This window comes from Sideroxyarcus emersonii, assembly GCF_021654335.1.
GTDB classification, from domain to species: Bacteria; Pseudomonadota; Gammaproteobacteria; order Burkholderiales; family Gallionellaceae; genus Sideroxyarcus; species Sideroxyarcus emersonii.
The window spans coordinates 1,346,954-1,362,460 of record NZ_AP023423.1 but is presented as its reverse complement, the minus strand read 5'-3'; the positions used below and the strand labels follow the sequence as shown (position 1 = coordinate 1,362,460).

At 56.9% G+C, this 15,507-nt stretch carries 12 protein-coding genes; 5 read left to right on the top strand and 7 right to left on the bottom strand.

From position 1 onward, the window contains the following. The first annotated feature begins 43 nt into the window (after window positions 1–43). Genes L6418_RS06585 through L6418_RS06565 form a run of 5 tightly spaced genes read left to right on the top strand, consistent with a single transcriptional unit; the run spans window position 44 to window position 5,099 of the window. Entirely contained in the window at window positions 44–1,858 is a 1,815-nt protein-coding gene (locus L6418_RS06585; protein ID WP_237248676.1) for an NAD(P)H-dependent oxidoreductase subunit E, read from the top strand. Further along, on the top strand, window positions 1,855–2,607 hold the full coding sequence (locus L6418_RS06580; protein WP_237248675.1) for a 2Fe-2S iron-sulfur cluster-binding protein: 753 nt from the start codon (window positions 1,855–1,857) through the stop codon (window positions 2,605–2,607). Before L6418_RS06585 ends, L6418_RS06580 begins: the two co-directional genes overlap by 4 nt. Next, on the top strand, window positions 2,604–3,143 hold the full coding sequence (locus L6418_RS06575; protein WP_237248674.1) for an NADP oxidoreductase: 540 nt from the start codon (window positions 2,604–2,606) through the stop codon (window positions 3,141–3,143). The genes L6418_RS06580 and L6418_RS06575 overlap by 4 nt, the downstream gene beginning before the upstream one ends. Beyond that, entirely contained in the window at window positions 3,136–4,632 is a 1,497-nt protein-coding gene (locus tag L6418_RS06570; protein ID WP_237248673.1) for a Ni/Fe hydrogenase subunit alpha, read from the top strand. The genes L6418_RS06575 and L6418_RS06570 overlap by 8 nt, the downstream gene beginning before the upstream one ends. Continuing rightward, window positions 4,632–5,099, top strand: a complete 468-nt coding sequence (locus L6418_RS06565; RefSeq protein ID WP_237248672.1) for a hydrogenase maturation protease — start codon at window positions 4,632–4,634, stop codon at window positions 5,097–5,099. The genes L6418_RS06570 and L6418_RS06565 overlap by 1 nt, the downstream gene beginning before the upstream one ends. 175 nt (window positions 5,100–5,274) lie before the next feature. Here the strand turns inward: L6418_RS06565 and L6418_RS06560 are convergent, their stop codons facing one another. The 7 genes from L6418_RS06560 to L6418_RS06530 form a co-directional block, all read right to left on the bottom strand. Further along, the gene (locus L6418_RS06560; protein WP_237248671.1) at window positions 5,275–7,230 is read right to left on the bottom strand and encodes an EAL domain-containing protein; all 1,956 of its coding nucleotides are present in this window, start codon (window positions 7,228–7,230) and stop codon (window positions 5,275–5,277) included. Beyond that, window positions 7,214–9,391 carry an ATP-binding protein gene (locus tag L6418_RS06555; protein ID WP_237248670.1) on the bottom strand — a complete coding sequence of 726 codons (2,178 nt, stop codon included), beginning with the start codon at window positions 9,389–9,391 and terminating at the stop codon, window positions 7,214–7,216. The genes L6418_RS06560 and L6418_RS06555 overlap by 17 nt, the downstream gene beginning before the upstream one ends. Before the next feature lie 626 nt (window positions 9,392–10,017). Beyond that, entirely contained in the window at window positions 10,018–11,799 is a 1,782-nt protein-coding gene (locus L6418_RS06550) for a nickel-dependent hydrogenase large subunit (RefSeq protein ID WP_237248669.1), read from the bottom strand. Further along, window positions 11,796–13,064 (bottom strand): (Fe-S)-binding protein, encoded by a 1,269-nt coding sequence (locus L6418_RS06545; protein ID WP_237248668.1) that lies wholly within the window; start codon window positions 13,062–13,064, stop codon window positions 11,796–11,798. The genes L6418_RS06550 and L6418_RS06545 overlap by 4 nt, the downstream gene beginning before the upstream one ends. Before the next feature lie 91 nt (window positions 13,065–13,155). After that, complete coding sequence (locus L6418_RS06540) at window positions 13,156–13,815, bottom strand: hypothetical protein (protein WP_237248667.1); 660 nt, start codon at window positions 13,813–13,815, stop codon at window positions 13,156–13,158. Further along, on the bottom strand, window positions 13,812–14,930 hold the full coding sequence (locus L6418_RS06535; RefSeq protein WP_237248666.1) for a hydrogenase small subunit: 1,119 nt from the start codon (window positions 14,928–14,930) through the stop codon (window positions 13,812–13,814). Before L6418_RS06535 ends, L6418_RS06540 begins: the two co-directional genes overlap by 4 nt. A 91-nt stretch (window positions 14,931–15,021) precedes the next feature. Then, entirely contained in the window at window positions 15,022–15,495 is a 474-nt protein-coding gene (locus L6418_RS06530; protein WP_237248665.1) for a HyaD/HybD family hydrogenase maturation endopeptidase, read from the bottom strand. Window positions 15,496–15,507: the final 12 nt, after the last annotated feature.

Below are 15,507 nucleotides of genomic sequence, written 5' to 3'. Positions count from 1 at the left end.
ACACTACCTTAATACGATTTGATGGTGAATTAACGGCGACGCTATGCTACCAGACAATGCAATTCGTTTTGAGGCGGCAGATCGGACATGGCTGGACCATCTGGTCATGGAACACGGGAACGACCCGTCCAGCCTGTTGCAGATATTGAGGGGCATGCAGGAGCATTTCGGGCATATCCCGGCTCATCTTGTTTCCCGTCTAGCCGACCGATTGTCCATCCCGCGCGCCCGCATTGAAAGCGTCGCCTCGTTCTATTCCTTCCTGCAACTCAGGCCTCACGGCGAATACCGCGTCCTGTTCTCCGACAATGTCACCGACCGCATGTCGGGAAGCCAGGCATTGATGGAACTGATGTGCCAGCAACTGTGGCTGCAGCCGGGCAAACTCTCCGAGGACGGGCTGGTCAGCATCGACACGACCTCATGCACCGGCATGTGCGATCAGGGCCCTGCAATGCTGGTGAACGATCATGCCATCACACGCCTGGACCACCAGCGCATACAGGAAATCGTCCAGTTGATCCGCAACCGCACGCCGTTGGCCGACTGGCCTGCGGATTTCTTCCGCATCGAGGACAACATCCGTCGCAGCGGCCTGCTGCTCGGCAACACCTTGCCCCGCGGAGAAGTGCTGCGTGCAGCATTGGTGCTCGGCAGCCACAACATCCTCGAACAATTGAATGCTTCCGGATTGCGCGGGCGCGGCGGCGCAGGTTTCCCAACCGGCCAGAAGTGGGAAGCATGCCGCCATGCGGCGGGGAGCGGGCATTACGTGGTATGCAATGCCGACGAAGGCGAACCGGGCACCTTCAAGGACCGCGTGCTGCTTAACTGCCAAGCCGACCTGGTGTTCGAAGGCATGACCCTGTGTGCGCTGGCGACCGGTGCCAGGAAAGGCTTCCTGTACCTGCGCGGCGAATACCGTTACCTGCTCGACTCGCTGCGGGCGGTGCTGCAGCGCCGTCGCGAGGACAGGCTGCTGGGAGTTGATATCCTTGGCCAACCCGGCTTCGATTTCGATATCGATATCCATCTCGGCGCCGGCGCCTATATCTGCGGCGAGGAATCGGCGCTGATCGAATCGCTGGAAGGCAAGCGCGGCGTGCCGCGCAACCGGCCGCCGTTCCCGGTGACTCATGGCTATCTGCAGCAGCCCACTGCGGTGGATAACGTCGAGACCTTCTGTCAGGCAGCCATGGTGCTGCACATCGGACCGGAGAAGTATCGCGCCATCGGCACGGCCAGATCGAGCGGCAGCAAGCTCATCTCGGTGTCCGGCGATTGTCCCCGCCCCGGCATCTACGAATACCCGTTCGGCGTCACGGTGCGTGAAGTGCTGCAGGATTGCGGCGCGGTGAATGCTGCGGCAGTGCAGGTTAGCGGCCCTTCCGGCGTGTGCGTTCCGGAAAGCGAATTCGACCGCAAGCTGGGTTTCGAGGACCTGCCCACGGCAGGTGCGTTCATGGTATTCGACGACAGTCGCGACATGTTCGAAGTGGCGCGCAACTTTGTGCATTTCTTCGCGCATGAAAGCTGCGGTTTCTGCACTCCCTGTCGGGTTGGCACCTCGATGCTGAAACAGGGCATGGACAAGATCGCCGCCGGACATGGGACACACTACGATCTTGCCGAAATCGACAAGCTGGACCGTGTACTGCAGACCACTTCGCACTGCGGACTGGGGCGCACTGCCTGCAACCCGGTCCTGCATACCCTCAAGCACTTCCGCCCGGCATACGAAGCGCGCCTGAAATCGCTGGAATTCGAACCGGCCTTCGATCTTGACGGCGCGCTGGCGAGAGCACGGCAAATGACCGGGCGCGACGATGCCGGTGCACACCTGAAGGAGAACGAATGAACGAAACCTTCCAGCTCGATGGCACCAGCGTTCCCTTCGAACCTGGGCAGACCGTGATGCAGGCCGCACTGGCGGCCGGACATTACATCCCGCACCTGTGCTACCACCCCGAGTTCAAACCGCATGGCAGCTGCAAGCTCTGTACGGTCAAGGTCAATGGCCGTACCGTTGCTTCCTGCACCATGCCGGCCGAATCGGCAATCGTAGTGGAAAGCGACATCGAGGAATTGAACGCGCTGCGCCGTTCCCTGGTGCAGATGCTGTTTGCCGAAGGCAACCATTTCTGCCCGTCATGCGAAAAGAGCGGAAACTGCGTGCTGCAGGCGCTGGGCTACGATCTCGAAGTCCATGCCACAGGTTTCCGCCACCTCTACCCAGACCGTCCGCTGGATGCCTCCCACCCCGACATCCTGCTCGATTTCAACCGCTGCATCCTGTGCGAACTTTGCGTACGCGCCTCCAGCGAGGTGGACGGCAAGAACGTGTTCGCCCTGGCCGGGCGCGGCATCACCAAGCACCTGATCGTCAATGCCGAATCCGGACTGCTCAAGGACACCAGCATCGCGCTCACCGACAAGGCGATGCAAGTCTGCCCGGTTGGAGTGATCCTGCCCAAGCGTGTCGGTTTCAGCGTTCCCATTGGCGAACGGCGCTATGACCAGCGACCGATCAGCGAACAGGCGCTGGATGATGCACCGCGCCGGACAGATGCCAGCGGGAACTGCGCAGCCTGCGAAGGAACACCATGAACAGGAAACTGCGCGTCGCCACCACTTCGCTTGCCGGCTGCTTCGGTTGCCACATGTCCTTCCTCGACATCGACGAACGTTTGCTGGCCCTGCTCGATCTGGTCGAATTCGATCGTTCCCCGATCAACGACATCAAGCACTGCGGGCCGAGCGACATCGGCATCGTCGAAGGCGGCGTCTGCAATGCGGAGAACGTGCACGTACTGCACGAGTTCCGCAAGAACTGCAAGATACTGGTCGCCATCGGCGCCTGCGCCATCAATGGCGGCTTGCCTGCACAGCGCAACCATCTCGACCTCGGCTCTTGCCTGACCGAGGTGTACCTCACCGAGCCCGGACTGGCACATGGCCATATCCCGAACGACCCGGAGCTTCCGCTGCCGCTGGACAAGGTTCATCCCTTGCACGAAGTGGTGAAGATCGATTACTTCATTCCGGGCTGCCCGCCATCTGCCGACGCCATCTGGAAGTTTCTCACCGACCTCATCGCCGGCAAGACGCCGGAACTGGGACATGGGTTGATCAAATATGACTGATATCAACGACAATCTGGAAACCGCCGCCCATCCAGAGAAGCTGCGCCGCGTGGCCATCGATCCGGTGTCGCGTGTCGAAGGACATGGCAAGGTGACATTGCTGCTGGACGAGAACGACCGCGTGCACCAGGTGCGACTGCACATCGTCGAGTTCCGCGGTTTCGAGAAATTCATCCAGGGCCGTCCCTACTGGGAAGCGCCGGTGATGGTACAACGGCTGTGCGGCATCTGTCCGGTCAGCCACCATCTGGCGGCATCCAAGGCGATGGACATGATCGTCGGCGCGACGTTGACCCCGACTGCCGAAAAAATCCGGCGGCTGATGCATTACGGACAAATTCTGCAGTCGCACGCGCTGCATTTCTTTCACCTGTGTTCGCCTGATCTGCTGTTCGGATTCGACTCCGATGTCGCCAAACGCAATATCGTCGGAGTCGTTGGCGCCTATCCGGACATCGCAAAACAGGGCGTGCTGCTGCGCAAATTCGGCCAGGAAGTGATCCGCATCACCGCAGGCAAGCGCATCCACGGCACCGGCTCCATTCCGGGCGGGGTGAACAAGAACGTCGGCATCGAAGAACGTGACTACCTGCTGCAAGACATCGAACAGGTCGTGGCATGGAGCCAGGCATCGGTTGGCATCGCCAGACAGCTATTCGAACAGAACATCGATCTCTATAACAATTTCGGCCGCTTCAAGGCGCACACGCTCAACATGGTGCGCGAAGACGGTGCACTCGATCTTTACCACGGCGGCTTGCGTGCCCGCGACATGGACGGAAAAACGCTGTTCGACCATTACGATTACAGTCATTACTGGGATGTGATCTTCGAGGATGTGAAGACCTGGTCGTACATGAAGTTCCCGTTCCTGCGCAGCCTGGGACCGGAAAATGGCTGGTATCGCGTGGGGCCGCTCTCGCGTGTCACCCAGTGCGATTTCATCCCCACCCCGCTGGCCGAGCAGGCACGCAAGGAGTTCCTGGCCTTCAACGGCGGCTCAGCCGCGGGAGCAACGCTGGGTTTCCACTGGGCGCGCATGATCGAGATGCTGCATGCCGCCGAGGTGATCCAGGAGTTGCTGCACGATCCGGACCTGCAAGGCAGCGAGCTGGTCAGCCAAGGTGCGCGGCAGGAACGCGGGGTGGGCGTGATCGAAGCGCCGCGCGGCACGCTGATCCACCACTACAAAGTGGACGAGAACGACCAGATCGTACGCTGCAACCTGATCGTCTCCACCACCCACAACAATCAGGCAATGAACGAGGCCATCCGCCAAGTGGCACGGCAGTACATCGACGGCCGCCGCCTGACCGAAGGACTGCTCAATCATATCGAGGTTGCCATCCGCGCATTCGACCCCTGCCTGTCCTGCGCCACCCATGCATTGGGCAAGATGCCGCTGGAGGTTGAGTTGCTGGATGCCTCAGGCGAGCATGTGGATGTGCTGACGCGCTCATGCGACGGTTCTTTCAGCTGCGCTGCCTGATGCCTGCCCCACTGCTTGTCTTCGCCATCGGCAACGAATCGCGCGGCGACGACGCACTGGCCCCGCTGCTGCTGCGCCAACTCGCAGCGCAAGATTTCCCCCAAGCCGAGTTCGTCGAAGATTTCCAGTTACAGGTCGAGCACGTCACCGACCTCTCCGGGCGCGATGCCATCCTGTTCGTGGATGCAGACATGTCCTGTGCAGCTCCCTGCCTGCTGCAACCGATCACCGCAGCGCATGATCACAGCTACACCAGCCATGCCATGACGCCCAATTCCTTGCTGCATGCCTTTCACCAGTTCTATGGCAAAGCAGCTCCGCCCAGCTATCTGCTACGCATCCGGGGATATGGATTTGAATTGGGAGAAGGAATGAGCCCGGAGGCGGAAACGAATTTGCAGCTGGCGGAAGCGAAGGCGCAAGAGTGGATCGCTGAAGTCGGAACGCAGCTCAAACCCGATAATTGACTGGCAGCATGGTGCTGCGGATTCAAGCGGTCGTCGAACAATCAAAAGATTGATGGCATTCTACTGGTTGCTCCTAACCCACAACGGGCATCAGTATTCCTGAAATACGGAAATCAGACCATCTTGAAGGTTATGGTTTTTTTACAGTTCATCCATTAGAGCGAAAATGAATTACCTATGGATTTTCTTGAACCTTGATGCCTATTGCAGGCAACAGAGCCTTGAGGTCATTTAAACGGTTGATCGATAACTCGGAAAGAATATGTCCGGCTGACAAGATCAGGGTGCCGTCTTTAAGATGAACATTTTCTTTCAATGTCATTCCTGGACGCAACCTGTGTAGCGAAAGATGATGTTGCATCAGGCTCTCTCTTCTGGCGCGCACTTTGTTATCAGCTGCTTTATGGTCCCCGATGATGATGGCGGCACCGTCGTGGCTATTGACAGGACGATGATCAGAACCAGACAAACCTTTTAAATCAGTCCTGACCGCATCGTACGCTACAGGCGCGCGAAAATGGGGGCGCTCTGACAAGGCATGGGTTATCTTTTCATACACAACTGCCGGTATTATGGGCTTGACCAGGAAGCCGTTTATATCCAGCGCAAATGCGGAACCAATTACTTCCGGCTGGGAAAATGAAGTTACAACCACGATTCGAGTATCATGCTTGGCATTTGCCTTACCTGAACGAATCAATTGAACGAATTCGATGCCGTTCATCCCCTGCATATCCACATCAGTAATAATCAGATCAAACGTGTTGGACTCGAGTAGCCTGATTGCAGATCTTGCGCTGTCTGCACCAGTAATTTTATCGAATCCGAAATCCTGAAGTACACGAACAAGAATTTTGCGCGTGAAATCGTCGTCATCTACGACCAGGATATTTTTCTTACTTTGGCCCTGAGCAGATAGCAGTGAACTGGAAGCAGTTTTATAGTTTGCCACAAAATCGTGAAATGCCCTGGCATCCATTGGCTTGGCAATAAAGTAGCCTTGCACGGTATCGCACCCAATTCCTTTTAGCGCCTCCCAATCTTGTTGTGTCTCTACCCCCTCGGCAACGCTCTTGACCCGAAGTTTGTGTGCCATGTCGATGCTTGATTCGACAACGATACGTAACGCATCGTTGTCTGCGAAATCTTTTACAAAAGACTGATCGATCTTCAGTTCGCTGAATGCGATACGTGTGAGCTGCTGCAAGCTGGAATAACCAGTTCCATAATCATCAATGGATAGTGAGAATCCATTCATGCATAAACGCGCAAGATTTTCCAAAGCACTTGCCATATCAGTCATGGCTGATGATTCAGTGATTTCCAGTACAACATATTGCGGCTCGATTCCTGCCCTGCGGACCGTTTGGGTGATTCTGTCGGCCAATGCAGGATCATTCAATGAAACCAGTGACAGATTGACAGAAACCGTAAGCAAGTGGCCATTGTTGTGAAGAAGGCGGCACTCGGCAGCCGATCTCTCAAGCATCATGAAAGTCAGATCATCAATATTTCCGCTCTTTTCCAGAGGTGAAATAAAGGCATTAGGGCCAACCACACCATGAGTCGGGTGGTTCCAGCGGGCCAGCACTTCAGAGCCCACGATGCGGCCGGTCTTAACATCCACTTTGGGCTGGAAAAATGGAACGAACTGATTTTCACGGATTCCATGTAATATCTCCTCAAGAGTAAAGCTCATTGAGGGAACTCGTTGGGGTTCCTTCTTTATTGAGTGATCATATTTCAACAGCATCTCTTTGAGATGCGTCAGCAGAATGGGCTTTTCAATTGCTCCAAGCAGCTGGATGCCATACATCTTGGTCATTCTTGCCACTGAGGCCAGCAGCTTGCCATCCAGCGCACTGGTAATAATGACTGCAATATTCCTGCCTTCGTGCCCCAGATGCCGAAGGAACTCCATGCCATCCATTTCCGGCATGTTCAAGTCACAAAGCGCTACGTCAATTGAATTGGAAGCACCCTCACTCCGAATGATTTCAAGCGCATGTCGGCCATTGTCTGCAGGGAATATTGAGGTCACGCCCAGTGATCGCAACATGTTTGACAGTGTTTGGCGCTGGAAATCGTCATCCTCCACAATCAGGACATTCAATTCACTGATCTTCATCATGCGACCTCGGATTTTCTGTTGTCATCAAGGGGTCAAGAAATACTTCCAGCTGCCTGATAGCATCGTCCAAAGACCTTTTGGCTGCGCTTGCACCGGCCATATCAAAATCTCGCGCTGCTTGCTCGATAGTTGCACTCGCTGTTGCCAGATAATGTGCCCCAACCATTCTGCTGGAGCCTTTCATTCGATGCGCCGTGCTCTCCACCCTGGCTAGATCACCTTGCTGCAGCATTTCCATCAGTTTTCCACTGTCTGCGCGAATATGAGACTGGAAATCCCTCAACACTTGAATTTGATCCTCCCTGTCCGTCACGACCATGTTCAAGACTGAGAAATCTACAGGTTCGGTCCGTCCGCTGTTCGTAGCATGCGGTGAAGATGGGTTAATGACACCATCTGTTCCAATGACAGATAGCCACTTTGCCAGCGTCTTCTTTAGCTGTGCCAAATTTGCAGGCTTGACCAATAAATCATCCATGCCAGCATGCTTGCAACGCTCTGCCTCCACCGCCTGTGCATTCGCCGTCCATGCGATGATCGGTATGCGCGAGCGCGCCTCCTCGGCCTCAATCCGGCGAATCTCCTGAGAAAGCACATAGCCATCCATGTTTGGCATATGGCAATCGGTGATGACCAGCGCATAGCTTCCATCTCGCCACATCGACAATGCCATTTGCCCGTTCTCCGCTGTTTCGGACTGAAGCCCGAGTAACTTGATCTGGCGTGCAAGCAGGTCGCGATTGGTCGGATGGTCGTCCACTGCAAGTACCAACGGTGCATTCAAGCTGTCCGTAAACAAGGGAGACACTTCCCTATGCTTCACTTCCGGATGAATGTTCTGCACAATCTCCCCAGGCACACCGGAAACAGGCAGGGTCAGCGTGATGCTGAAGATGGATCCCAGTCCCGGCTCGCTCCTCAATCCGATTTGCCCGTCCATCATTTCCGAGAGACGTCGGCAGATCGCCAAACCTAAACCTGTACCTCCATACATTCGGGCTGTGTCGGCACTCTCTTGTCGGTATCGTTGGAACAAGTGCTCTTGGACTTCCTTGGCGATGCCTATGCCCGTATCCTTGACAGAGAAGCGTATCCGCTCACCACTATCAAGTTGCTCGATCAGTTCGGCACTCAACTCGATCTCACCGTACTGTGTAAACTTGATCGCGTTGCTGACAAAGTTGTTCAGCACCTGTGACAGTCGCAATGGGTCGACGATGTGAGCCGCACTAATGCGTGGATCGACACGCCGGTAAAGAATCAGATTTTTTGCGCTGGCTACTCGAGAATAGGTATTGACCACCTCTTGCAGAAGCTGGGGAATCGAAGTGGGGCGAAGCGAGAGTTCCAGCTTGCCTTCCTCGATCTTCGACCAATCGAGGATATCGCTGACGATGCGTAACAGCCCCCTGCCGGAATCCCAAGCGGTGTCCAAGGTTGTCCGCTGCTCCATATCAAGTTGGGTCATGGAGAGCAACTCAAGCATTCCGAGCATTCCGGTCAGTGGTGTGCGGATCTCATGACTCATCGTAGCCAGAAAGGAATCCTTGGCGCGGTTGGCAGCCGCCAGTTCCACCTCGCGCTGTTCAAGTTTCTGCATTGCAATTTTAAGAGCTCGATTGGCGTCCTTGACCTCGGATGACCGGCGCATTACTTCCGCTTCCATGCGCTCTGCATGAGCTTCTATCTTTCCAAGTTGTTCCACCTTTTCCAGATTGGCACGTTCTCGCCCTAGAATAAATTCAGTCACGTCTTCTACATGATGAATGATGTAGGCAACGCTGCCATCGTCGGCAAATACCGGAGTGTTAACCGGGCTCCAGTACTTGACCTCGAAGCCGTCCCCGCCATCACGCCGGGGAATGTCGTATTTCTGCACGCCCATGGTGTCCAATTTGCGATCCGAGACGACACGATTGAGCGACATGTGCAGATCGCCAACGCCGCTCACGGATTTATCATTCGGATTATCAGGGAATATTTCAAAGAGACCGTGGCCAATAATGGCATCGCGCTGAGTTCCCGTGGCTGACAGGTAGCGGTCGTTCACAGCCATAATGGTAAACACCGCATCCGTCCGTAAAATCAGGTAAGGATGCGGACTAGCCTCAAACAACAATTTGAAGAATGGGTCATGCTGCTTTTCCGGGAGATGATTCATCGCTGATGTATGGACATGGATGAATGTTCCGCTCGTTTCTTCCAGGCATGCCGAAACCAGCGAGGAGGTGGTGTCACAAGAAAAAATCGCGTCGAAGTCGGATTGGGAACTCTCATACGGCTCGATCCTTTATGGCGCCGAGATGGCATCTCAGCAGTGGCTGCCGACGACCGCTAATGCACTTCCGCTTAGCGGCTCCTGCAAGGTATGGTCATCCTTGGTCAACTTTTCCCCCTGACATTCTTGAATGACAGCAGAAGTAGCGGTGCAACCCAACTGGAACTTTACTTTACAAGTCCGTATTTATGAATAGGCCAAAATATCTATATAACTGCCTATACCTGCTATGGGAATTAGTTGGGTATTCTGGAGACGATAGCAAAAGGCCAGACGTTTATTTTTACGTTGTCGTCAGTGCTGGCCAGGTCAGAAGCGTCCATGCGACTCGATTCATACCGAACGGCTCCTAATTGGAAGACGCCCTCGAAAGTCTCCCGTTGGCCGATTCCTGACTGCTTCACATCTCAGCCGTAAAAGACTGCTCTTGGGAAGCAGCAGCCCGCCCTGCCCACTTGCCAGAATGATAGATGAGACGGCGATGGCCGGACAGCCATCGCCACAAGAGGTTAAACCACCTTCACCTGCACCAACTCTTCACCGTTCGGGTCGGTAACATGCACTGCGCAGGCGATGCAGGGGTCGAAGCTGTGCACGGTACGCAGGATCTCGATAGGTTGTTTGGCATCGTGCAGTTGATGACCTTTCAGCGCGCCCTCGTATGGCCCCTGATTGCCCTGCCCATCGCGCGGGCCCGCATTCCAGGTGCTGGGCACGATGGCCTGATAGTTGTCGATCTTCTGATCCTTGATGACGATCCAGTGCGACAGTGCGCCGCGCGGCGCCTCCATGACCCCCACACCTTGCGCATGGCTGGGCCAGGATGATGGCTCCCATTTCGATTCGTTGAAGGTCTTGATGTCGCCGGCTTTGATGTTGGCAACCAGCTGGTCGTACCAGCCCTGCATCGCATCGGCGACAATCTTGGTTTCCAGCGTGCGTGCCGCGGTACGACCCAGCGTCGAATAGAGCGCTTGCACCGGCACATCGAGCTTCTTCAGCGTCATGCCGACCAGTTCCTTGGTCTGCTCATGGCCAGATGCATATAACATCAGCACTCGCGCCAGCGGTCCAACCTCCACCGCCTTGCCTTTCCAGCGCGGCGATTTCAGCCAGGAATATTCCTTGTCCACATCCAGATAGTCGTAAGGTGGCTTCGGTCCGGTGTAATCCAGTTTTGTTTCGCCCTTGTAGGGGTGCAGCCCCTGATCCTTGCCCACCGAATAATCGTACCAGGCATGGCTGACGAACTCCTGTATCTCCCCTTCCGCATCCATATCGATAGGATGTATCTTGCTCAGGTCACGATCCAGTATCACGCCGGAGGGAATCAGGTAGGAGGACGGATCGGACATCCCCTTGGCGGGAAAATCGCCGAAAGTGAGGAAGTTACCGACTCCCTCGCCCTGCTTGAACCAGTCCTTGTAGAAACCGGCAATGGCCAGCGTATCCGGCACATAGACCTGGTCGACAAAGCTGCGCATTTGGTTGATCGCGTTCTGCACCGTTTGCAGCCCGACCGCATTGAGCGCAGTACCGGAATTCCCGCCGTGGAAATGGGGGCCGTTGCCCTGAGCGGAATGGCTCGGATCGATACTGATCGCGCAAGGAACACCGCCGACCAGGAACATCGGGTGCGGATTCTTGCCGCCGAACACGGCATGCAATTTCACCACGTCGCGCTGCCATGCCAGCGCATCCAGATAATGGGCCACCGCCATGAGGTTGGCCTCGGGCGGCAGCTTGTAGGCCGGATGCCCCCAGTAGCCATTGGCGAAAATACCCAATTGGCCGGCATCGACAAAACCCTTCAGTTTCTTCTGTACATCGCTGAAGTACCCCGGCGAAGATTTGGCATAGCCAGACAAGCTTTGCGCCAGCGCAGAAGTTGCCTTGGGATCGGCTTTCAGCGCCGAGACCACATCCACCCAATCCAGCGCATGCAGATGGTAGAAGTGCATCACGTGATCGTGGATGTATTGAGCACCGATCATCATGTTCCGGATCAGCTGCGCATTGCTCGGCACTTCGATCTTCAGCGCGCTTTCCACCGCGCGTACCGAAGCGATGCCGTGCACCAGCGTGCACACGCCACAGATGCGCTGGGCGAATGCCCATGCTTCGCGCGGATCGCGTCCGCGCAGGATGATCTCGATGCCGCGTACCATGGTCCCGGCCGATGAGGCACGAGTGATGCGACCAGAGGCGTCGGTCTCCGCCTCGATACGCAAGTGTCCTTCGATACGGGTGACCGGATCGACGATGACGCGACGTACAGCTGGTTCGTTCATGATGCGTTTTCCTCAACAAGATATTCGGCCAGCAACTCGGTCAGACCAACCACTTCGACCTTCATGTGGTAATGCTCCAGCCCCTCTTCCATCACGATGCGGCAATTGGCGCAGGCAGTGATCAGCGTCTGCACGCCGGTGGCCTCGATCTGCCCTTTCTTGTGCTTGAAAGCTTCCAGCCGCAATGGTTCGGCACGCGAATTGGCCGAAACGCCGCCACCGCCGCCGCAGCACCAGTTCATCACACCCGCATCCGGCATCTCGCGGAAATCCGTGGCCACCTCGCCCAGCAAGCGTCGCGGTTGCTCGACCACACCGCCGCGACGAGCGATCTGGCAGGGATCGTGGTAAGTCAGCGGACGTTTATCCTTGCCCTTGGTCTTGAGCTTGCCCGCCTTGTGCAGTTCGTCCAGTACCTCGAGGATATGTTTCACCTCGAAACCGAAGGGTCTTCCCATCAGGTTCGGCCCTTCCCAGCGTATCGCGGTAAAGGCATGGCCGCATTCCGGACTGATTACGCATTTCACCTTCAACCGTTCTGCCGCCACCACGATGCGGCTGACGATCTCGCGCGCCAGATCCGAAGCGCCGATCTGGATGCCACTGTTGGTTGCTTCGAATGCATCCTCGGCCAGGGTCCAGCTCACCCCGGCTTGCTTGAAGATGCGACTGAGCGCAGACAGGTATTCGGGGAAATTGATGATCTCCATCGAGGACATCAGGACGAGGTAATCAGCCCCTGCGCGCTCGACCGGCACCTCGATACCCGTCTCGGCCTGCACATGCTTGATCTGTGCCAGCACCGCCGGCCATTTGATCCCCATCGGGCTGCCGAGCGTGACGGCACGAGTGGTGGCATCGACCAGATCCTCTTGTGCATGTCCGGAAGCCGCCATGCCTTCGCGCATCTTGCGGATCATGTAAGTGATATCGTTACCCACCGGGCAAACCATGGAACAACGCCCGCACAACGTGCAGCTGTCGTAGACCAGCGGTTCCCATTCGTCCAGTTCTGCATCCGTCACCGCTGTGGACAAACCGAACATTTTCCCCAGCTTGCCCAGCAGCGTGTACTCCTGTTTCCAGACGCGCCGCAATGGTTCCAGTTTATGGATCGGCGTGTATTTCGCATCGCCGGTCTCGGTGTAGAACAGGCAGGCTTCGGCGCAAAGGCCGCAATGCACGCAGCTGGAGAAGAAGCTGGCAATCGGCGCATCGATCACTTCCTTGAAGGAATTGAGGCCTTTTTCTAGTGTCGCGGTCATGGCTAAGTCCCCTTTCGACCGGTTATGGGTCGGAAATCCGGGCATCGGCTGCCGGCAGAATGCTCGAATGCTCCCATCCCCACAGCTCGGCTCATGATGCCACTCCCTTGCGCGCAGCGATCTCGCCGTTGTACCAGCGCGAGACGAACAGGGAGAAGGTATGGAACAGCTTGGTGAAAGGCAGCAGCACCAGCAACAACTCGACCGAGAACAGGTGCAGCGCCAGCATCAGGGTGTATTCGAACAGCAGGTGATGATAGGAAAGATAGCCTGTCAGCAACGGCAACAGCGTCACTGTCCAGGCCAGGTAATCGCCGAATCGCGACAGCATCCGCTTCACCCGGTTGTTGAGCCGGTGCGCCAGCACCACCACCAGCGCCACGATCGCGGCCACAACCAGGGCGTCGACCAGCGCTGTGGGCAGGCTGGGCCAGACCAGGCCTGTCATGCTGCGGAAGAATTCGATGTGCGCTGCCAGGAAAAAGATGGCGACAAACAATCCGAAATGGAAAACATAACCGCCGATATAGGTCACTGAATCGCGTTTCAGCATTCCCGGCACCGGCATCGAACGAGTGAACATGGTGCGCCAACCGCTGCCTGGCGTGTCGCTCCTGGCCCTGGCCAGATCGGCTTTTCGTCCCAGGCCGAAGATCTCGAACAGGCGCAGCACGATACCCAGCACGAATATCGAAAGCGCCCAGTTCAACGCGCTACCGCGTGCGAAAGTCAGGAGTTCCAGATGGTTCATTTGTCCTCCCTGACCAGATCCTGCACGGTCACTCTTTCATGCGCCGCTTTTGCAGCAGCCTTGGTCGAGCGGTTGTACCAGGTGATCGCCACCCCGGCGGCGGCGCCGACCGCGGCTGCTTTGCCCAGCATGGCGGTCGAAGCCGATATCGGCATGGACAAGGCCTTGTATAAAGGACCGGCATCCCAGAACTTGGGTTCGGAACAGCCGATGCAGCCGTGACCGGATTCGATGGGGAAACTGGTACCGTCGTTCCACTTGGTGGTCGCGCACGAGTTGTAGGTCACCGGCCCCTTGCAACCCAGCTTGAACAGGCACCAGCCCTGCCGTGCCGCTTCATCGTCGAAACTCTCCGCGAACTTGCCCTGGTCGTAGAACGGACGGCGATAGCAGCGGTCATGGATCGTTTCGCCATAGAAGGATTTCGGCCGTCCCAGATCATCCAGTTCGGGAAGACTGCCAAAGGTCAGGAAGTTCGCCAGCACCCCGGTCATCACCACCGGGATGGGCGGACAGCCGGGTACATTCACGATGGGCTTGTCCTTGACGATCTCGCTCACCGGAACGGCTCCCGTCGGGTTGGGATTGGCCATGGGGATGCCGCCATAGGTTGCACAGGTTCCCACCGCAACGATCGCCGCAGCGCCTTTGGCGGTCTCGACCAGCATGTCGTAGTTGCTGATGCCGGCAATGGTGGAGAATCCGGGATTGCCCACCGGAACCGAGCCATCTACGATCAGCAGATACTTGCCTTCGTTGTCTTTCATCGCCTGTGCGCGGGCATGCTCTGCCGCTTCCCCGGAAGCTGCTTGCAGCGTGTGGTGGTAGTCCAGCGAAATTAGGTCGAAGATCAGGTTTTCCAGTGTCGGCGAATGCGAGCGCGTGATGGATTCGGTACAGCCGGTGCATTCCTGGAAGGAGAGCCAGATCACCGATTGCCGTCGCGCCTTGCTGATGGCATCGGCCATCACGCTCGCCATCGCGGGCGGCAACGCCAACAGGGCAGCCAGGGAGGTGCAGAACTGGAGGAATTCGCGGCGGGTCACCCCGCGCTGCGCCAAGCCTTCGCCTACGGTCCCGGGCAAGTAGCCCGGTTGTTGCTGTGCTTGCTTCATGCTGACTCCTTGTGGTCGTTGAACCAGGGAACGCCAGCGAATTCTGCGCGCGAGCATCGGCTGCGTCAACTCATCGCATGTCGTATTACAGCTACATGTCGGCAGAGAACCGCGTGACGATCCCCTCGGCGATTTCGCATATGTGCGGCAGCGCCGCCGCCACGGCCGGCGTCAGCGTCTCGCCCCAACCCACCAGCGCCGGCTGGATGGCGACCAGTGCGCGCCGGGACGGCCAATGGCCGGTGAGAAGCGAAACGGACCTGAGGTCGAGCAATCCAACCTCATGCACGCTGCTCTTGCGATTTTCGCCGAGGAAACGATCCATCTCCTCGCCCTCGAAACTCCGTACCGTCCCCGGCATGGCAGCAAGTTCGGCCGCATCGATCACCAACAATGCATCGCACTCGCTGATCGGTACGGCCAGCGTGAACGACAAGGTGCCGCCATCGAGGAATTCCATGTCTTCGCGCTCGCCATATCGGACAGCCAGTTCTTCCATCGCAACGATCCCCACTCCTTCGTCGGCAAGCAGGGTATTGCCGATGCCCAGTATGAGTATCTTCATGACAGCCTCATT

Excerpts from the sequence above, each read along its gene's own strand:
- L6418_RS06585 (WP_237248676.1), top strand. The coding sequence starts at position 44 with ATGCTACCAGACAATGCAATTCGTTTTGAGGCGGCAGATCGGACATGG.
- L6418_RS06580 (WP_237248675.1), top strand. The coding sequence starts at position 1,855 with ATGAACGAAACCTTCCAGCTCGATGGCACCAGCGTTCCCTTCGAACCT.
- L6418_RS06575 (WP_237248674.1), top strand. The coding sequence starts at position 2,604 with ATGAACAGGAAACTGCGCGTCGCCACCACTTCGCTTGCCGGCTGCTTC.
- L6418_RS06570 (WP_237248673.1), top strand. The coding sequence starts at position 3,136 with ATGACTGATATCAACGACAATCTGGAAACCGCCGCCCATCCAGAGAAG.
- L6418_RS06565 (WP_237248672.1), top strand. The coding sequence starts at position 4,632 with ATGCCTGCCCCACTGCTTGTCTTCGCCATCGGCAACGAATCGCGCGGC.
- L6418_RS06560 (WP_237248671.1), bottom strand. The coding sequence starts at position 7,230 with ATGATGAAGATCAGTGAATTGAATGTCCTGATTGTGGAGGATGACGAT.
- L6418_RS06555 (WP_237248670.1), bottom strand. The coding sequence starts at position 9,391 with ATGAATCATCTCCCGGAAAAGCAGCATGACCCATTCTTCAAATTGTTG.
- L6418_RS06550 (WP_237248669.1), bottom strand. The coding sequence starts at position 11,799 with ATGAACGAACCAGCTGTACGTCGCGTCATCGTCGATCCGGTCACCCGT.
- L6418_RS06545 (WP_237248668.1), bottom strand. The coding sequence starts at position 13,064 with ATGACCGCGACACTAGAAAAAGGCCTCAATTCCTTCAAGGAAGTGATC.
- L6418_RS06540 (WP_237248667.1), bottom strand. The coding sequence starts at position 13,815 with ATGAACCATCTGGAACTCCTGACTTTCGCACGCGGTAGCGCGTTGAAC.
- L6418_RS06535 (WP_237248666.1), bottom strand. The coding sequence starts at position 14,930 with ATGAAGCAAGCACAGCAACAACCGGGCTACTTGCCCGGGACCGTAGGC.
- L6418_RS06530 (WP_237248665.1), bottom strand. The coding sequence starts at position 15,495 with ATGAAGATACTCATACTGGGCATCGGCAATACCCTGCTTGCCGACGAA.